Below are 18,191 nucleotides of genomic sequence, written 5' to 3'. Positions count from 1 at the left end.
TGTCAACACATCAGTAGCATCGCGGGATCAGTGTCGGGCCCTTATCTGTGTTCTTTTGGCGGCAGAAACAGCATGAGCAAGGCGAGTGAAGCGAATCCGATGAGCGTAGGCGCAGCGCCAGCCTGGGCATAGAACAGACCAAAAATAGCGGTGCCTGCAATCTGTCCTAATGCCAGCATGAAGAAGGCAACGCCCACACCTGCAGCGGGTGAATCTTTCGTTATTGAAGCGCCAACAACCAGCAAGACACCCGATAACGTGACGTAACCTGCGCCACCAAGCGCGACAGCAGGATATAGCCAGCCTGAAAAGGTGTGGCTTAATGCCAATAAAAGCAGCGGAGTCGCCATAGAGAGCTGAGAAAGGCGGTAAATTTGTTTCATGCTGAGGTAACGCGCTGCGGGCCCGGTCATAACACCGGCTATTCCTGCGGCCCCGCTCACCAGCCAAAGCAGACTGCTAAGGTGTTGGTTCACGCCAAGATGATTACGCAAAATATCCGGGCCAAAATTCCACCACGCTGCACTGCTCATGCCGCTGATAAAGGCAATGATGATCAGACATTTCATTGGCGCGCGCAAAAGCCATTGATGTCCACGATTATGATCAGGACTGGCCTTCAGTCGCTCGGCGGGAAGATAGCGAATCGCAGGTAGCAGACATAAAACCGCCATTACGCCAAAGACCAAGCAAGCGATGCGCCATCCGCCAGGTACAAAGGCCAACACTGGCACTGTCAAAATAATGCCTGCGCCTGTTCCTGCGTTAATAACCGTGTTTACCATCGCCTGTTTATTTTCAGCGACGGTGCGTGTAACTGCACTGGCAAGGGAAGGCGATGCCAGTCCTGAACTTAATCCAGCAATGAAAAGCCCGCTGGCTAACATAACGGGAGAGTGTGAAGCAGCGAGCAACAGCATTCCCGCAGCTGCGCACAGGGCGGCAATGACGGCAGGTAATCGTGGTCCAAAGCGTGAAACCAAAAAAGAAGCGCCTACCACCGAAAGGCAATAAGCCAGATAACTGCATGCAGCAATAACGCCGGATAACCGTGGTGTAAAAGGAATGTCCTCTGCGATTGAAGGCATCATAAGCCCCCATGAAAACCGGGCCATGCCGTAGGTTACGGCTATTAACGAAAAGCCGGTGATCCCCAGCGCCAAAGACGTTCTCACTGCGCTTCTCCGCTTTTTTTCATCAGCAGAGCAGCGGCATGACCTGCATCCAACGCGGCTTGCGAACCTGTTAACAGCGCTGTGGTAGAAGCCCCCTCAAACAAAATCCAAATCACATTGATCAGTGCCTCGCGGTTTACACCATGAGAGTGATTGATGCAGGCGGCGATGTAATGACGCAGCATATAGCGATAGTCCAATGCCAGCGCTGCCAGCGTCATGTCGTGCTCAGCATATTCAGCCCAGGCTTTGACAAAGAAGCACCCCTGAGCGCCGTTCTCATCCATCCACCGCTTCAGCTCTCGAAAAAGTTGGTCAATCGCTTCCACATGCTCGGCAGGATAGAGCGCTGAGAAAAAGCGGTTTTTACGCTGCTCCATCACAGAAGCAGTCAGGCTTTCGCGGGAAGGGAAATAGCGGTAAAGCGTACGCGTTGAGACGTTCGCTTCGCTACAGATATGGTCTGTGCTGGTGGCGTGGAAACCGTTGTTGTAAAACAACCGCTCTGCTGCGCGTAAAATATCATTTCTTTTGTCCATACTTTAAAAGTAAACCGATCGTTTTACTTTTGCCAGTTTAAAAAAGAATTTCGGTTTGGCGGCAGAGAACGTTGAAATGAAAAAGGGGCAGCGCTATTACTGCGCTGCCCCTTTTTTAGCCTAATTCCTGAGCGGTTTTATTCTCTTCTGAACAGCGCAATACTGCGGCCTTCGAGATCGAAATCCTTTTCTCGGGTAATAACAATGCCAGGTTTTACGGTATCGGAGGTTGAAAGCTCAAGTACCCAACCGCCTTCGCCAAACTGCGGGATACGGAAGGGTACAACGCCTTCAAATGGATTAAACAGCATTAACACGTCGTGCCAGACGCCTTCCTCGGCCTGAAGATCTGCCCGGCCTAAATAGACGCCGAGCGTGGTTCCTTCGTCCCATTGCTCAGGCAACTGGAATCCACCGCCCGCATTAAACCACTTGATATCCATGCCATCGCGCCAGTTTTCGCGACGTAGTAGTGGCTGTTCCGCACGAAGTTTGATCGCCTGACGAGTAAAATTGCGCAGCGCTTCCGCAGATTCCGGCAGATTATCCCAATGCACCCAAGAGATTTCGCTGTCCTGACAATAACCGTTGTTGTTGCCCATCTGACTGCGACCAAACTCATCGCCAGCCAATAACATTGGCGTGCCATGGGAAAACAGCAGCGTTGCAAGGAAATTGCGTTTCTGACGTTCTCGCACCGCATTGATCGCTTCGTCATCCGTCGGGCCTTCAACGCCGTAGTTATAAGAGCGATTGTCATTATGGCCGTCGTTATTATCTTCGCCGTTGGCTTCGTTGTGCTTGTCGTTATACGAAACCAGATCGTTAAGTGTAAAACCATCATGAGCGGTGATGAAGTTGACGCTGGCCCAAGGTCGGCGTCCACGCTGATCATAAAGATCGCCGGAACCGAGCAAGCGGGTGGCAAAATCTGTCGAGACATTGTTGCCTTTCCAGTATTCACGCACCGTGTCGCGGTACTGGTCGTTCCATTCAGCCCAACCTGGCGGGAAGCTGCCTACCTGATAACCGCCTGGGCCGATATCCCAGGGTTCGCCAATCAACTTCAATTTGGACAGCACGGGATCTTGCATCATCGCATCGAAGAAGCCGCCGCGTGGGTTAAAGCCTTCCGGCTCACGACCCAGAATGGTGCCGAGATCGAAGCGGAATCCGTCGATATGCATCGATTCTGCCCAATAACGCAGCGAATCCATCACCAGTTTCAGCACCCGAGGATGTGAAATGTTCACGGTATTGCCGGTTCCGGTATCGTTGATGTAATAACGGTGTTGATCGGGCAAGGTGCGGTAATAAGAAAAGTTATCAATTCCTTTGAATGACAGCGTTGGGCCAAGTTCATTGCCTTCAGCCGTATGGTTGTAAACCACGTCAAGAATGACTTCGATGCCTGCATCATGGAAAGCCCGCACCATATCGCGGAATCCCTGAATGCCCCGAGGGCCAAAATAGCGAGAAGCGGGCGCGAAGAAACCGAGCGTGTTATAGCCCCAAAAGTTTTTCAAACCTCTGTCGAGAAGATGCTGATCATCGGGGAAGCCGTGAATGGGCAGCAGCTCAACCGAAGTAACCCCAAGGCTTTTGATGTAGTCGACGGTGGATTTGTGGCTCATACCGTCGTAGGTGCCGCGAATATCGGGTGGTATGGCGGAATTGAGCTGGGTAAAACCTTTTACATGGGTTTCATAGATAATGGTTTTCGACCACGGCACGTTCGGGCGATTTTTGTCTTGCCAGTCAAACTCATTAGGATCGATAACGCGACATTTCGGCATAAAAGGCGCGCTGTCACGCGTATCAAAAGTGAGGTCTTTGTCTTCATGAAGCAGGTCATAAGCGAAGTGCGATTCATCCCACTTAATATCGCCCGCGATCTCACGTGCATAGGGGTCAAGTAACAACTTGTTAGGATTGAAACGGTGACCATTTTCCGGGTCAAAAGGGCCATAAACGCGATAACCGTATAACGCACCTGGCTTCAGGCCAGGTATGTAACCATGCCAGACTTCATGGGTAAACTCGGGCAGATCCAGCCTGGCAATCTCCTTTTTACCGCTGGGATCGTAGAGACAAAGCTCAACGCGCTCCGCAGTGGCTGAAAAGAGAGCGAAATTAACACCTTTACCATCATAATTGGCCCCGAGAAGATGACTATCTCCCGCTAAGATTTGAAAACCATTACTGTTTACCATTCTTCCCTCTCCATCAAATATGCCGATTTTCACGCAATACAGCATGTGTATTTCAATGCGATCACTCGCTCACGAGTACGACAGGAGACAATATTCGACTGTTTCCTGGTTGATGCGGTAGGTCAGAACTCTCTCTTCTCTACGATGAACCAAACGCTGGCGTCGATCAGCGAACCGCCTGGACAGTTATGGGTTCGGGTCATGCGAACGTAAAACTTGTTTACCGGTATGTTGTTGCCGGGGTGGACCGGCGCGGCTCTGGTAGCCTAAAGGTGGCATATCCTCGGGGTGAGGATGAGGCGATTTTAGGGTGCCTCGACCACAAGCAGCATACGTAGAAAAATCATAGACTATTCCGCAAAAGTTGTTTGCCTGCGGTGAAAAATGCGCGAAAACGGCGCTGAAAAACATGTCAACTTCAGCGCCGTTGAGTTGGCTTAACGCAGCGTACCGTCTGACGTTTCAGCCGGGACTTTTACCTGTTCTAAAGCGATGGGAATACTTTTGTAAGCGGGAATGCCACTCTGCGTATCGTGACTGTCCAACGGCACCAATACGTTTGCTTCTGGATAGTAAGCCCCGACAGAACCCGGTGCCATATCGATCACCACTATGGTCAACCTGGCCATTTTTCGCGAGGTTGGTTTGCCTTCAGGATCCAGGGCCACGATGTTGACCTGATCACCGACGCGCAGTTGACGTTTTTCTGCTTCATCAGCATTGATAAACAGCACATCACGACGCCCAGTCACGCCGCGATAGCGGTCATTGAGACCATATAACGTGGTGTTGTATTGGTCATGGCTACGCAGCGTGGTGAGCACCAGGTCGTGGCAGCGAAGTGAACGAGGATCCTCATTTATTCCCTGCATCACCTTGAACTGCGCCTTTCCTGAAGGTGTGTTCCAGACGCGTTCCGATGCCGTGTTGCGCAGGCGGAATCCGCCGGGTTTTTTTACCCGCTCATTGAAGTTTTCAAATGCAGGAAACACCGCTTCAATGGCATCACGGATAAAGCTGTAATCGCCAATCATTTTTTTCCAGTCAACCACGCTATTCGGCAAGGTTGCCATCGCCAGTTCGCCCACCAGCGCCGGTTCAGATTTGAGCAGTGGAGAGGCGGGTTTCAGCGAGCCGCGTGAGGCGTGCACCATCGACATCGAATCTTCTACCGTCACGCTCTGCGCGCCAGAGGCTTGTATATCGGTTTCGGTGCGGCCAATCACCGGCAATAGATAATTGTGTTTGCCCAGCAGCAGGTGTGAGCGATTAAGTTTCGTTGCCATGTGCACCACTAAATCCAGTTTACGCATGGCGGGAAAAGTCACTTGTGGATCAGAAATCGCTTCCGCCAGATTCCCCCCCAAACAAAGCAGGGCTTTGGTATGGCCATCACGCATCGCCTGAATCGCCGCCACGGCGCCGTGGCCATGCTCCTGCGGTGGCTTAAAGCCAAAAACCTTTTCAATGCTGTCGAGCAGCGATTGCGGAGGAATTTCAGTGATGCCCACGGTGCGATCACCCTGCACATTGGAGTGACCCCGTAACGGGCAAATACCTGCGCCTTTTTTTCCTATGTTGCCACGAAGCAGCAGCAGGTTAGCGATTTGCTGCACATTTTGAGTGCCATATTGATGCTGGGTGATCCCCATGCCGTAACAGATGATGGTGCGTTCAGCATTGGCGTAGAGCCGCGCAATGTGTTGAATCTCTTCGCGCTCCATACCGGAAACTTTAAGGATGTGATCCCAGTTTGTGGCATCCAAATCCGCTTTTAGCGCATCAAATCCTTGGGTATGTTCTTCAATAAACGCGCTGTCGATAACACCCGCTTCACCTTTTTCCAGTGCCGCTTCGTGCATGGTCAGCAAGATTTTCATCACACCTTTCAGCATCGCCGCATCGCCGCCCACGCGTACCTTGTAATACGTCGAAGCCAGTTCGGTAGAACTCATTGAGAGCATTTCAATTGGGCTTTGCGGTGAGGTAAAGCGTTCCAGCCCGCGCTCGCGCAAGGGATTGATCGCCACGATGGTCGCACCACGCTTCGAAACTTCACGTAAGGTACCTAACATGCGCGGATGGTTGGTGCCGGGATTATGACCAATACAGAGCACCAGATCGCAATGATCAAAATCGCTCAGCTCAACGGTGCCTTTGCCGACGCCAATGGATTCAGGCAAACCAACGCTGGTAGGTTCATGGCACATATTTGAGCAATCGGGGAAATTATTGGTGCCATATTCGCGAGCAAACAGCTGCCAGAGAAAGGCAGCTTCATTTGAAGCGCGCCCAGAGGTATAAAACTCAACGCTGTTGGGATCCTCGTAGCTGCGCAAATGCTCACCAATCTCTTTAAAAGCTGTTTCCCACTCGATAGGCTGATAAGTATCGGACGCCGCATCGTATTTCATTGGATGGGTCAGGCGACCTTCACCTTCCAGCTCAAACGCATTACGCTCCCATAACTCGCTAACCGTATGGGCAGCAAAAAATTCTGGCGTGGTGCGTTTGCTGGTGGCTTCCCATGAAACCGCTTTTGCGCCGTTTTCACAAAATTCAAATGAAGAGGCATGTTGAGGATCGGGCCAGGCGCAGCCAGGGCAATCAAAACCCTGGGGCTGATTGACTTTGAACAACGCAATGACATCTTGCTTCACAGACATCTGACCGCGAATCGCGTCTGCCACTGCTTTTAACGCACCCCATCCGCCAGCTGAACCGCCATAAGGGGCAATGCCGATAGTACGATTTTGCTCTTTCATAATGCTCCGCAGGTCCTGTTTTGTTTTTTTAAGTTTGGTACAAAACGGAGATTTCGTGATGCGCAGCTTAAATTTGAACGTAGGCGTTTTTTACAAAATGTTTCGTCTGCGTTGATGCACGGGCAGCAAAACATTCACCTCGTTGAGGTTTATGAATAAACGAATAGAAGGAATCAAGAGGAGATTCTTGCAGCGCATAACCGCATGTTTTCAGCTAAATTGCGGCATATGATCCGCGTTGAGAGGGGTTTCAAGCGACACACTGTGCCACTCTTCAGCTTTGGCGCTAACGCCGCGCTGCCGCGGCGTTTTTAGTTATGCAGCTTTCATATCAAACGTTTTAATTAAACAGTGATGTCGTACTGCTTCAGGCTTTGCATACTGGTTTGGCCAATCTCAAAGAGATCCCTTTCCCAGGCATGTGGACTCAACCATTCTGGCGTCCAGACACCGTCAAAGCCGGTGGCACGCACCGCATTAAGCCAGCTATGAATATCCACATCGCCTTGGCCGGGTTCGTAGTCGCGTTGCACCCATTCATCCCAGGCTTCGCCTTCGCGTGCGGCGCGGCCATCACAGAAATGAATGCCGTAGATCAGATTCACATCCATCTGCGCCACTTCTTCGGGACGCGTATTGCCGCCCGCATGCAGATGCCAGAAATCTATCACCAAGCCGACATTATCCTTTCCGCAGGACGTGATCATATCCAGACCTTGCTGCAGTGAATTAAAGGGGGTGAAGGCGACGACTTCAATCTGGAATTTGATGCCAAGCGGTTGTCCGATATCGGCAATGGCTGAGATGTTGTCACGAAGAATCGCATTACGTTCCGATTCGGAGAGATGATCAAGTTCATTCAACGCCATTATTTGCACCACCGGACAGCCCAGCTCAACAGCGGCCTGACAGATTTTTTCAGCTTCCTGCAGCAGGGCAGCGCGTTCTTCCGGCTGATGGCGACCGATACGTTTCAACGCGTTGATACAGGTGATCTCTATGCCATATTCCGTCATGAGTTGGCGATATTGTGTATAGCTTCCCCCGTTTTCGAGATAGCGGAACAGATGTTCCGGCAGTAATTCCAGGCCAGTAAATCCGGCATCGCGGGCGATACGTAACTGAGTGACGGCATTGCTGTACCAAACAGAAACACCGTGTAACGACAACTTCATCTCTCCTCCTTAGATTAAGGCTTCAGGTGAGAGCGTCGAATCCGCAATTCTCCCTGTCGCCACTCGCTATCTTCCGCCGCCTGACCGTCGATCAAGCGGTTTATTGCTTCAGCCATTAGCCGATCCAGCCGCTGACTGTAGGTGGTCAGTTGCCAACCCGGCGCAGCCGCTTCATCGATATCGTCAAAGCCCACCACCGCGATTCGGTTATTCGGTGCGGTGTCGCGCTGCGCCTCCATCGCGCCCAGCGCCAAAATATCGTTCTCACAAAACAGGGCTTCAATGCGCTCAGCAACCGGTGTCGCCAGCAGATAGTTCTGCATGGCGCGATAACCTAATTGACGATCGTAATGATCGCTATTCAGCTCAACGTCCAGCGCAAAACTTTGTGCCATCAGCGCATCGCGAAAGCCCTCTTTGCGTTGTAAATGACCATCTTCCGCACCGGGGCCGGACATATAGCCAAATCGCTGATGACCTTGCTCAACCAGCAAGCGCGCGATGAGGCTGCCTGCTTGATAATCATCAGTGTTTACAACATCAATGCCTTGCCTGTTGGTGTTACGGCAGACCTGCACCAGCGGAACTTTATGCATATCTTCAGCTATGGCGATCAGTTCATGCGTTAACGCAGTGCCGAGGAACAAAATGCCATCGACCTGTAACTGATCTGCCAGCGACATCACTGAACGGTAATTTTCGCCGGTGATGTTAAGCACCAAGGCCATATAACCGCGGGTCTGGAGCTGACGTGTAGCCTCACCCAACATCGACATGGAGTGCGGATTTTTTAATTCGTCGATCACGACACCAATGATCTGGGTTCGCTTTTGCGACAAGCTGCGCGCCAACAGGTTAGGGCGATAACCCAGTTCTTTGGCAATGGCCAGCACGCTGTCACGCGCTTTGTCCGAGATTGACGCTCCTGGTGTAAAAGCGCGCGACACGGTCCATTTTGATACGCCCGCTTTGGCGGCAACATCGCTGGCAGTGGCTTTATGTCGTTTAATTGTTGCTTTGGTCATCTGCACGCGTCCAAGAGGTTTAAAGAATTTCCTCAGCATTGAACGCGAAACGCTGCAGAAAATAAACCCTGGCAGACTATCCGATCAAAAAGCGCCGTTTTCCTTAATAAGGTTGCGAGTATGTTTGATATTTGCACCCGATTGCAATTAATTTTGCAATCGGGTGCAAGATGTAGGCATTTTGTGATCAACTCTCGCTATTTGAATGAAAGGTAATTGACTATTTTTTGTGCCTCTTACACATTCATAGGCGACCTCAATGAGAAACCCTGAACAGATGTCGTGCTAGTGAGGGCGTTATTTCCCTTTTTTTGCACCCGGGTGCAAAAATGAATGAGGAATTTAATACGTGTTGTTTAAGGCGTGCAGTATCGCGATTTAAAGCAAGGCGGGCATGAACAGGCGGATGACTACCCAGGCAATGTTTGGCGTAGCGAATCGAATAATAAAATTTACCCTACAGGATTCGATCATGAAAAAGACTCTGTGTTTGTTGATGTGGTTGACCTTAACGTTTGCAGTCAGCGTCCAGGCAAAAACCTACCAGGTTGGGGTGGCATTAGCCAACTTCGATCTCAACTTTGTCTCCATTTTACGGACCCAAATGGTGCATGAGCTCGATATACAAGGATTGAAAGGGCAGTTTTCTGATGCCAAAGGTGATGTCGCGCTGCAAGCACAGCAGGTTGATGATTTTATCAATCAGGGCGTTGACGCCATCATCCTTAATCCGGTGGATACTCAAGGCGTGTTGCCGATGATTAATGCGGCTAAGAAGGCAAATATCCCGCTGGTGTTTGTAAACCGTAAACCTGAAGTGCCATTAAGCGGCGCAATGGCGTATGTCGGTTCCGATTCTGCGGTAAGCGGCAAAATGCAGATTGAAGCGCTGGCAAAAATCATGAACTACCGCGGCAACATCGCCATTCTGATGGGCGCACTCTCAAATGAAGAAGCGCGTGAACGGACTCGTGCGGTTGAAGAAGTCATCGCACAGCATAAAGATATGAAAGTAGTGGAGAAACAAACCGCCAAGTGGCAGCGCAATGAAGCGGTAGATGTGGTGTCGACCTGGTTGTTGAACGGCACGCCGATCAACGCAATTGTGGCAAATAACGATGAAATGGCGATCGGTGCCATCATGGCGCTGAACCAAGCGAAACGAAAAGATGTACTGGTAGCCGGCATTGATGGCACACCGGATGGGCTGCAATTTATCAAGAACGGCGAAATGATCGTGACGGTTTTCCAGGATGCCAAAGGACAAGCTACCGGCGCGGTGAAAGTCACGCATGAAATGCTGGAGAAGCAGAAAACCCAGACCTACAACATGATTCCTTATCAGACTGTGACCAAAGAAAACTATGCGCAGTTTATCCAAACCAAATAATTATCATTTTTTAAACCCTACAAATGCACCCGAGTGCAAAAAAACAAGGAGTCATCATGTTAATCGGTGAAAAACAGATACCGCGTCCTCTGCGTTGGGCAATGATTGGCGGTGGACGGTTGAGTCAGGTGGGTTACAAACATCGTTCGGGTGCGTTACGCGATAATACGGCCTACCAAATGGTCGCCAGCGCGTTTGACGTTGATGCCGCACGCGGGCGGGAGTTTGGTGTCAATCTTGGCATCGCCCCCGAGCGCTGCTACGACAATTATCAGCAATTACTGGCAGAAGAAGCCAAACGCGAAGATGGCATTGAAGTAGTGACCATCGCTACGCCGAATGGCACGCACTATGAAATTGCCCAAGCTGCGTTGAATGCGGGCATTCACGTCATCTGTGAAAAACCGCTGTTCTTTACCACGGTTGAAGCGCAAGCGATCAAAGCGCTGGCTGAATCGAAAGGCTTGATCGTTGGCGTTACCTACGGGTTCTCTGGTCATCCGCTGTTGATGCAGATGCGCGCGATGATCGCTAAAGGCGAAATTGGTGACGTGCGCATGGTTGAGCTGCAATACACCCACGGTTTCAGCGCTAATGACAGCGCCGATAAATTCAGTGATGCACAGAAGTGGCGTGTCGATCCAAAAATCGCTGGGCCTTCTTTCGTGCTGGGCGATATTTCCACTCACACTTTCTACATCTCGCAACTGGTGTTGCCGACGTTGAAGATCAAAAGCCTGCTGTGCGATCGCCAGAGTTTTATCCCTTCCCGCGCGCCGCTGGAGGATAACGCCATGGTGCTGATGCATTACGAAAATGGCGCGGTAGGGCGCATGTGGGCATCGGCGATCAATGCCGGATCGATGGACAGCCAAAGTATTCGCGTCATTGGTTCACACGCCAGCCTTGAGTGGAGCGATTACAACCCCGGTGAGCTGAAGTATGAAGTGCAGGGCAAACCTAATCAGATTCTGCATCACGGTATGCCGTATCTCGATGAAAGCGCGCTGGCGGATGAACGTCTCGGTGCGCTGCACACCGAAGGTTTGGCCGAATCTTGGGCCAATATTTATCTGAAATTTGCCCTTGCCATTAACGCAACCCAGCGCGGTGACAGCGAGACTTTAGCAACGCTGATCTATCCCGACATCAATGCTGGGATTGAAGGCGTGCGCTGGATCGAAAATTGTGTGCGCTCTGCGGATAACGGCGCCAGTTGGGTTAATTACGAATAAGGAATCATGATGAAACTTGCATTATGTACCGATGTTTTGGCCGATCTCTCTTTTCCAGCCATGCTGGATAAAGTTAAAAGCTACGGAATTTCTGGCGTGGAAATGACCGCTGGTGGCTGGTCATCTTGCCCACACGTAAACACCGAGGAATTGCTGGCCTCCCCGGAAAAACTCAGTCAGTTTCATGAGGAACTGGCCAGGCGTGATATAGAAATTGTCGCGTTAAACTGTTCGGGCAACCCACTCGCGCCGGGTGAATTGGGTGAGAAGCACACCCAAAGTAGCTATCGCGCAGTTGAGTTGGCAGGAAAGCTGGGCGTAAAGAAAATTGTGATGATGAGTGGCTTGCCGGGCGGTGGACCAGAGGATCGCGTGCCAAACTGGATCACATCTACCATTTCCTGGCCCGACTACATGCCTGGTGTTGTTGATTATCAATGGAATGAGGTGGCAATTCCGTGGTGGAAAAAATTTACTCAACACGCAAAGCAGCACGGCGTAGAGAAAATTGCGATTGAAGAGTTCCCGTCTCAACTGGTTTATAACCCATCGACGTTGCTGCGTTTACGTCATGCGGTAGATGAGATCATTGGGATGAACCTTGATCCTTCCCATTTGATTGCGATGGGAGCCGATCCCATCGCAGCGGCACGCAAACTGGAAGGCGCTGTATTCCACGTTCACGGCAAGGATGCGCGTATTGAGCGCGGATTGGCTGATGTGGATGGTTTAATGGAGTATCAGCCCGTAACTGATACTAAAACGCGCACCTGGAATTACGTTGCCGTGGGATGCGGTAAAGATCTTCAATGGTGGAAGGAGTTCTTCTCTGTTCTGAGCATGACCGGTTATGACGATTGGGTCTCTTTAGAAATGGAAGATTTAACCATGTCGGTTGAAGCGGGAATCAGCTCATCCATTGCCGCCTTGAGGCAATGCATCAGCCAGTAATCGCAGGATTTGTGGCTGTAGTTTTTGAGCTATAGCCACAATAGCCATTTAATCAGCATCACCCTGCAGCAAGGATGTTCCGTAGGAATTATCGACAGTGCAACGCCAACAATTATCGCTCTCCTGGCGGAAAACATACGTTGCCCGACGCGTCGTTTCCCGCGTTTTACCTTGATCATCAGGGTATCGAAGCACAGTTTCCATGATAACCAGCGCGGTTCCGCCACCCTCAATCACCTGCATCTCACCCTGTTCTACCACCAGCTGACCTTGAAAATGTTCGGCGATGGCGATAAAGGCTTTCCTGATGTTCTCTTTTCCATGAGCAATCATGCCCGGCTTTATAACTAGCGCGGCGTCTTCCGCGTAATAGGTCATCAGTGAATCAAAATCTTTCGCTGAGATAGCTTTGTCGCATGCTTCAATAATCTGGCGTATCGGGTGAGTATTCACGTGCTGATTTCTCCTTAACGTTAATGACCTGCATTTACCTTAGCATTAACTCGCGGCTTGGCTCACGGCGTCAGTATTGTCCACTTATATGTGACAGTAATTGCCACTTTGCAGTATTGATGCGCAAATAGGTTTACCTGTAATCTCTTTCTATCGAAGCGCAACACAGCTTCACTCATTTAAAACAGAGAGTTAGGGAGCACATCATGATTGAACAACGTCTTTCTGAACAACGCGGATTAGGTGATCACGGTTGGTTGAATTCACGTCACACATTCTCATTTGCTAATTACTGGGACCCTAAACAAGTTGGCTTCTCTGACTTGTTGGTGATTAACGATGATCGCGTAGCAAAAGGCCGCGGTTTTGGTGCTCATCCACACAGCAATATGGAAATCATCTCCTATGTGCTGGAGGGAGCGCTAGAGCATAAAGATTCAATGGGCACCGGTTCGGTGATTGTCCCCGGTGATGTGCAGTTGATGAGTGCAGGCAGTGGCGTAACACACAGTGAATATAACCACTCAAGCACGGAAGGGGTTCATTTCCTGCAAATTTGGGTGGTGCCTTCAGAGAAAAATACGCCGCCTGGCTATCAACAGGTGAGCGTGTCGGAAAGTGATAAACGGGGGAACTTGCGTCTTATTGCTTCACCTGAAGGTGTAAACAACGCACTTCGCATTCGTCAGGATATCAACATTTACGCCGGGTTGTTTACGGGTGATGAGCAGCAAACCTTTACGTTGGATGAAGAGCGCTATGCCTATATTCATGTCGTGCGTGGCAATATCATCATTAACGGCGTGCAGTTCAAATCAGGTGATGGTGCCCGCGTTCGTGATGAAAAAGCGCTGACCTTCGCTAACGGTGAAGACGCAGAAGTGCTGTTATTTGATCTGCGGCCGATTGAAGTCAACCAGCCTTCTCGATAAGCGCTGTTGCATCCTATCGCCTCTCTTCCCAACAAAAAAACCGACCTTTTACAGGTCGGTTTTGGCTTAAGGTGTGATGTGGTGTGTTAACTGCACGGCTTAACCACGCAACGGATTAGCGTGCTTTCAGGAAGGTCAGTAAATCTTCGTTTAGTTGATCCTGATGCGTGACAGCAAAACCGTGCGGCGCATTGTCATACACCTTCAACGCCGAACCTTGGATCATCTCAGCCGCGACTTTACCGGTGGTTTCAAACGGAACGATCTGATCGTTACTGCCATGAATCACTAAAGTGGGAACATCAATTTTCGCCATGTCAGCGCGGAAATCCGTCTCGGAAAATGCCGTTACACAATCCACTGTTCCTTTCAGAGATGCCATCAGCGCGATGTTCAGCGTCTGAGTCAGTACGCCTTCGGAAACAGTCTGGCCCGCATTAGTGCCATAAAAAGGGGCGGCAAAGTCGCTGATAAACTGCGCACGATCTTTAAGCAAACCCTCTTTGATGCCAGCAAATACCGATTTATCCACGCCCTGAGGGTAATCTTCTGCCTGACCAAAAATCGGTGTTACTGCGCCCAGCAGCACCAAACCCGCAACGCGTGCGCTGCCGTAATGGCCGATATAGCGAGTGACATCGCCGCCACCCATGGAGAAGCCGACTAAGGTGACATCTTGTAGATCAAGGCTGGTGATGAGGTCATTAATGTCTGAAGCAAAGGTGTCATAGTCGTAACCGGTCCAGGGTTGATCGGAGCGGCCAAAGCCACGACGGTCAAAGGCAATGGCGCGATAACCACGCTCGGCCAGAAAATTCATCTGGCTGTCCCACATATCCGCATCCAGCGGCCAGCCGTGACTGAACAGCACCGGCTTGCCGGTTCCCCAATCTTTGAAGTAAATCTGTGTGCCGTCTTTTGCTTTGATTGTGCTCATTTTTGTCCCTTACGTTGAATGAATAACAGGAGTAATAGGTGCACCCGTTAGACGGGCGCGACCAGATACCTGACTTCAGGAAGGCTTTCTCCCTGATGGAATGCAAAAACGCGATTCTGAATTTTGCGATCATTCATGGTGTAGCGTTCTTTCTGACGCAAGTGCTCCATCCATGAGCCAACCACGAAGGTTTCGACGAAAATACCGGGCTGCAAAATGTCTTCATACACAGACCAGTTTATTGCGCCGCCACGACGTCGCACCCGGCGCATATCCTGCATACAGACGGTAAAGTCGTGCGCATCGTCTGTTTTGATCAGGTATTCATAACTCACCATCACCGGGCCGCGATCGTGGCGGATATCCAGCGCTGGCACGGTTTCACCATCAGCGATACTGTCCAGATTCAGGTCAGGATCCAGATCTAACCGCCAACGCAGCACGGTGGCGCTAGCCAAAAACATGCCAGCGGTGGCGATTGAAAGTGAAACCGGAATACTGAAATGAGATGCCAGCTGTCCCCAGACAGCGCTGCCGACGGTCATCGAACCAAAGAACACCGTCAGGTATACCGCCAGGGCGCGGGCCTTCACCCATTTTGCCGCACTGCGCTGCGCGCCAAGATTGAGCGTAGAAAGCACCGCAATCCATGCAAATCCTGTGAAGAATTCAAACGCATTCAGCAACCAGAAGTGGCGCACGAACGCCAGTGCCAGCATAGTCACGGCAAACATCAGGCTCGCCAGTACCATCAAACGATCGGGGCTCAAGCTTTTACGCATTCTCGGCAGTAAAACCGCCCCGCAAATGGCGCCCACGCCGATACACGCCAGCATGATGCCGTATCCACCTGGCCCCAAGCCAAGCTCGCGCCGCGCCACCAGCGGTAACAAAGCCCAACCGGCGCTGCCAAAAAGGAAGAAGGCGACGGTCCGCACCAGTACGTTCCGCAATACCGGAGCTGCATGGACATAACGCAGTCCCGCACGTACTGCTGAGAAAAAATGTTCTGGCGGCAGACGCTGCACGCTCGGTTCAGCTTTCCAGCGATAGAGCACCCAAGCCACGCCGAGCACCGAAATGGCATTGAGCATAAATACCATCCACGGGCCAGCGAAGGAGAGAATCAAACCGCCCAGCGCCGGGCCAATGGCGCGACTGATATTGATGCCCAGCGAGTTCAGCGCGATGGCCGGGCCAAGCTCATCCTTTTTCACCAGGTCAGGCACAATGGCCTGGAACGGTGGTGAACTCATCGCTGCACCCGCACTCAGCAGGAATGCGGCAATCAGCAAAATTAACGGCGTGATGTGGCCGGTAAAAGAGAGGATTGTCAGCCCTGTCGCGGCAATAAACACCCACAGCTGGGAAAACAGCAGGTACTTGCGTCGGTCAATGATGTCAGCCATCACCCCGGACGGCAGCGCAAACAGGAACATCGGCAAACTGCTGGCGGCCTGAACCAGCGCAACGGACAGCGGATCGGCGCTTAGCGTCAACATCGTCCAGTTCACGCCAACATCGTTCATCCATGAACCAATGTTGGACATCACCGTGGCGATCCACAGCATACGAAAAACGGGCTGACGAAGCGGTTGCCACGGTGAAGGGCTAGCTATAACAGCTTCTTCCGGCAGTTCTGGCGTGACGTCGTTGATGTCATTAACTTGCGCCATGTCGTACCTCCTGATGATGGCCCGCTGCGATACGCCATTTTCCCGGCCCGGTTATGGCTAGCGTGGTAAAAATGATCAGTAGCAGCCAGCCAAACTGACCTTCAGCAATTGACCAGCCAGGATGCACGAACAGCATCGCTACCAGCAAAACGCCTATAATCGGCAGGCAGGCGAGGCGGGTGCCAACACCCAGAATGATAAATATCGGGCAAATCACTTCAGCAAATATGGCCGGGATCAGGCTCATGTAAGGGCCCATGCCAAAGGGATCTTCGATACGCGTCAGCTCTTCACTGAAGTGAAATACCTTGGGAAGCCCGTGCACATGCAGTAACAACAGGCTGCCAGTCAGGCGCAGGAAGAACAGCCCCAGATCAATCCGGGGCGGGATAAAAAGTGCAGATGAGTTTTTCATGATTAAAACGCAAAGCAGCTGCAGCCGAGCGCGCCCCAGAAGGCGTTGTCTCCGGCGACGGGCACGTCAGAGCCGCGCGCGATGTCGTGCGAGTGGCTGTGCACCCCGCACGGACCGCTGCACTGGTGCGGCTGTTGCATCATGCCCACGCGCGTGGCCGCGGTGGGCGGCGCGCTGCGGTAGTGCCCCGGCACCGTCACCACCGGCGACCAGTCGGGCAGCACCGGGATCGCAGGCGGCGCTTCTGCACTGAACGAGCCGGCGGCATACACCACGTTGCCGTCCACCACCGTCAGCACCGACTCGATGCCCTTGATCTCCTCTTCCGGCACGCTGAAAAAGTCTTTGCTCAGCACCGCCATATCCGCCAGCTGGCCGGCCTTGATCTGGCCCTTTTTTCCCTGCTCGCTGGAGAACCAGGCGCTGCCCTGCGTCCACAGCATCAGCGCGGTTTCGCGGTCGAGGCGGGCGTTGACGTCATACATCTGCATACCGCCCACCGTGCGTCCGGAGACCAGCCAGTACAGCGCGGTCCACGGGTTGTAGCTGGCGACGCGCGTGGCGTCCGTTCCCAGGCCCACCGGCACGCCGGTTTCCAGCATGCGCGCCACCGGCGGCGTGTGGCGGGTGGCCTCAATGCCGTAGCGTTCGGCAAAGTATTCGCCCTGGAACGCCATGCGGTGCTGCACCGCGATGCCGCCGCCCAGCTCTTTAATGCGGTCGATGTTGCGCTGCGTCACGGTCTCGGCGTGGTCAAAGAACCAGTGCAGGCCGTTGAACGGGATGTCGCGGTTGACCTTTTCAAACACGTCCAGCATGCGGCTGATCGACTCGTCGTAGGTGGCGTGCAGGCGGAACGGCCAGCGGTGCTCGACCAGATGACGCACCACGCGCTCCAGCTCGTCCTCCATGCCCGGCGCCAGATCCGGGCGCGGCTCGAGGAAGTCCTCAAAGTCTGCGGCCGAGAACACCAGCATTTCGCCCGCCCCGTTGTGGCGGAAGTAGTCGCTGCCCTGGCCCGGCGTCAGCATGTCGGTCCACTTTTCGAAGTCCTCCAGCTCGTGCCCCGGGCGCTGGGTAAACAGGTTATAGGCGATGCGCAGCGTCATCTGCTTTTTCCCGTGCAGCTCGGCGATCACCTCATAGTCTTCGGGGTAGTTCTGGAAGCCGCCGCCGGCGTCGATGGCGCTGGTCAGGCCGAGGCGGTTCAGCTCGCGCATAAACTGGCGCGTCGAGTTGACCTGCTGCTCCAGCGGCAGTTTCGGGCCCTTTGCCAGGGTTGAATAGAGGATCATGGCGTTCGGACGGGC

General features: G+C 52.3%; 15 protein-coding genes. 4 read left to right on the top strand and 11 right to left on the bottom strand.

The window, feature by feature from the left end:
- Positions 1-41: 41 nt before the first annotated feature.
- The 6 genes from SC127_RS12890 to SC127_RS12865 form a co-directional block, all read right to left on the bottom strand.
- The gene (locus SC127_RS12890; protein WP_332626807.1) at positions 42-1,175 is read right to left on the bottom strand and encodes an MFS transporter; all 1,134 of its coding nucleotides are present in this window, start codon (positions 1,173-1,175) and stop codon (positions 42-44) included.
- Positions 1,172-1,714: a TetR/AcrR family transcriptional regulator gene (locus SC127_RS12885; RefSeq protein WP_332626805.1), complete on the bottom strand. Its 543-nt coding sequence runs from the start codon at positions 1,712-1,714 to the stop codon at positions 1,172-1,174. The genes SC127_RS12890 and SC127_RS12885 overlap by 4 nt, the downstream gene beginning before the upstream one ends.
- A 137-nt stretch (positions 1,715-1,851) precedes the next feature.
- Complete coding sequence (gene glgX, locus SC127_RS12880) at positions 1,852-3,927, bottom strand: glycogen debranching protein GlgX (RefSeq protein ID WP_332626802.1); 2,076 nt, start codon at positions 3,925-3,927, stop codon at positions 1,852-1,854.
- Positions 3,928-4,364: 437 nt separating this feature from the next.
- Positions 4,365-6,692 (bottom strand): FdhF/YdeP family oxidoreductase, encoded by a 2,328-nt coding sequence (locus tag SC127_RS12875; protein WP_332626800.1) that lies wholly within the window; start codon positions 6,690-6,692, stop codon positions 4,365-4,367.
- A gap of 344 nt (positions 6,693-7,036) precedes the next feature.
- The gene (locus tag SC127_RS12870; RefSeq protein WP_332626798.1) at positions 7,037-7,867 is read right to left on the bottom strand and encodes a sugar phosphate isomerase/epimerase family protein; all 831 of its coding nucleotides are present in this window, start codon (positions 7,865-7,867) and stop codon (positions 7,037-7,039) included.
- Between the two features lie 14 nt (positions 7,868-7,881).
- Complete coding sequence (locus SC127_RS12865; protein WP_332626796.1) at positions 7,882-8,892, bottom strand: LacI family DNA-binding transcriptional regulator; 1,011 nt, start codon at positions 8,890-8,892, stop codon at positions 7,882-7,884.
- 472 nt (positions 8,893-9,364) lie between these two features.
- On the opposite strand from SC127_RS12865, the gene SC127_RS12860 reads away from it, so the two are divergent.
- The 3 genes from SC127_RS12860 to SC127_RS12850 are packed head-to-tail and all read left to right on the top strand — an operon-like array spanning position 9,365 to position 12,468.
- Positions 9,365-10,282 carry a substrate-binding domain-containing protein gene (locus SC127_RS12860; RefSeq protein ID WP_243079414.1) on the top strand — a complete coding sequence of 306 codons (918 nt, stop codon included), beginning with the start codon at positions 9,365-9,367 and terminating at the stop codon, positions 10,280-10,282.
- A gap of 56 nt (positions 10,283-10,338) precedes the next feature.
- Entirely contained in the window at positions 10,339-11,517 is a 1,179-nt protein-coding gene (locus SC127_RS12855) for a Gfo/Idh/MocA family protein (RefSeq protein ID WP_332626793.1), read from the top strand.
- Positions 11,518-11,526: 9 nt separating this feature from the next.
- Positions 11,527-12,468: a sugar phosphate isomerase/epimerase family protein gene (locus SC127_RS12850; RefSeq protein WP_332627039.1), complete on the top strand. Its 942-nt coding sequence runs from the start codon at positions 11,527-11,529 to the stop codon at positions 12,466-12,468.
- A gap of 48 nt (positions 12,469-12,516) precedes the next feature.
- Here the strand turns inward: SC127_RS12850 and SC127_RS12845 are convergent, their stop codons facing one another.
- Positions 12,517-12,921: a YybH family protein gene (locus tag SC127_RS12845; RefSeq protein ID WP_215848398.1), complete on the bottom strand. Its 405-nt coding sequence runs from the start codon at positions 12,919-12,921 to the stop codon at positions 12,517-12,519.
- 206 nt (positions 12,922-13,127) lie between these two features.
- Between SC127_RS12845 and SC127_RS12840 the strand changes: the two genes are divergently transcribed.
- On the top strand, positions 13,128-13,853 hold the full coding sequence (locus tag SC127_RS12840; protein ID WP_215848397.1) for a pirin family protein: 726 nt from the start codon (positions 13,128-13,130) through the stop codon (positions 13,851-13,853).
- Positions 13,854-13,968: 115 nt separating this feature from the next.
- Here the strand turns inward: SC127_RS12840 and SC127_RS12835 are convergent, their stop codons facing one another.
- The 4 genes from SC127_RS12835 to SC127_RS12820 all read right to left on the bottom strand — a co-directional run.
- Positions 13,969-14,790 (bottom strand): alpha/beta fold hydrolase, encoded by an 822-nt coding sequence (locus tag SC127_RS12835; RefSeq protein WP_215848396.1) that lies wholly within the window; start codon positions 14,788-14,790, stop codon positions 13,969-13,971.
- A 47-nt stretch (positions 14,791-14,837) separates the two neighbouring features.
- The gene (locus SC127_RS12830; protein WP_332626791.1) at positions 14,838-16,466 is read right to left on the bottom strand and encodes an MFS transporter; all 1,629 of its coding nucleotides are present in this window, start codon (positions 16,464-16,466) and stop codon (positions 14,838-14,840) included.
- Entirely contained in the window at positions 16,453-16,881 is a 429-nt protein-coding gene (locus SC127_RS12825) for a DoxX family protein (protein WP_243079419.1), read from the bottom strand. The genes SC127_RS12830 and SC127_RS12825 overlap by 14 nt, the downstream gene beginning before the upstream one ends.
- Before the next feature lie 2 nt (positions 16,882-16,883).
- The coding region (locus SC127_RS12820) for an amidohydrolase (RefSeq protein ID WP_332626788.1) at positions 16,884-18,191 on the bottom strand (1,308 nt) is incomplete at its 5' end.

Origin of the sequence: Pantoea sp. T14 (assembly GCF_036663535.1) — a bacterium.
Classification (GTDB): Bacteria; Pseudomonadota; Gammaproteobacteria; order Enterobacterales; family Enterobacteriaceae; genus Pantoea; species Pantoea phytostimulans.
This window is presented reverse-complemented; position numbering and strand designations above follow the sequence as displayed.

Bases quoted from the DNA above. Each gene is read 5' to 3' on its own strand.
- SC127_RS12825 (WP_243079419.1), bottom strand. From the start codon at position 16,881: ATGAAAAACTCATCTGCACTTTTTATCCCGCCCCGGATTGATCTGGGG.
- SC127_RS12840 (WP_215848397.1), top strand. From the start codon at position 13,128: ATGATTGAACAACGTCTTTCTGAACAACGCGGATTAGGTGATCACGGT.
- SC127_RS12870 (WP_332626798.1), bottom strand. From the start codon at position 7,867: ATGAAGTTGTCGTTACACGGTGTTTCTGTTTGGTACAGCAATGCCGTC.
- SC127_RS12835 (WP_215848396.1), bottom strand. From the start codon at position 14,790: ATGAGCACAATCAAAGCAAAAGACGGCACACAGATTTACTTCAAAGAT.
- SC127_RS12860 (WP_243079414.1), top strand. From the start codon at position 9,365: ATGAAAAAGACTCTGTGTTTGTTGATGTGGTTGACCTTAACGTTTGCA.
- SC127_RS12885 (WP_332626805.1), bottom strand. From the start codon at position 1,714: ATGGACAAAAGAAATGATATTTTACGCGCAGCAGAGCGGTTGTTTTAC.
- SC127_RS12865 (WP_332626796.1), bottom strand. From the start codon at position 8,892: ATGACCAAAGCAACAATTAAACGACATAAAGCCACTGCCAGCGATGTT.
- SC127_RS12875 (WP_332626800.1), bottom strand. From the start codon at position 6,692: ATGAAAGAGCAAAATCGTACTATCGGCATTGCCCCTTATGGCGGTTCA.
- SC127_RS12830 (WP_332626791.1), bottom strand. From the start codon at position 16,466: ATGGCGCAAGTTAATGACATCAACGACGTCACGCCAGAACTGCCGGAA.
- glgX (WP_332626802.1), bottom strand. From the start codon at position 3,927: ATGGTAAACAGTAATGGTTTTCAAATCTTAGCGGGAGATAGTCATCTT.
- SC127_RS12850 (WP_332627039.1), top strand. From the start codon at position 11,527: ATGAAACTTGCATTATGTACCGATGTTTTGGCCGATCTCTCTTTTCCA.
- SC127_RS12855 (WP_332626793.1), top strand. From the start codon at position 10,339: ATGTTAATCGGTGAAAAACAGATACCGCGTCCTCTGCGTTGGGCAATG.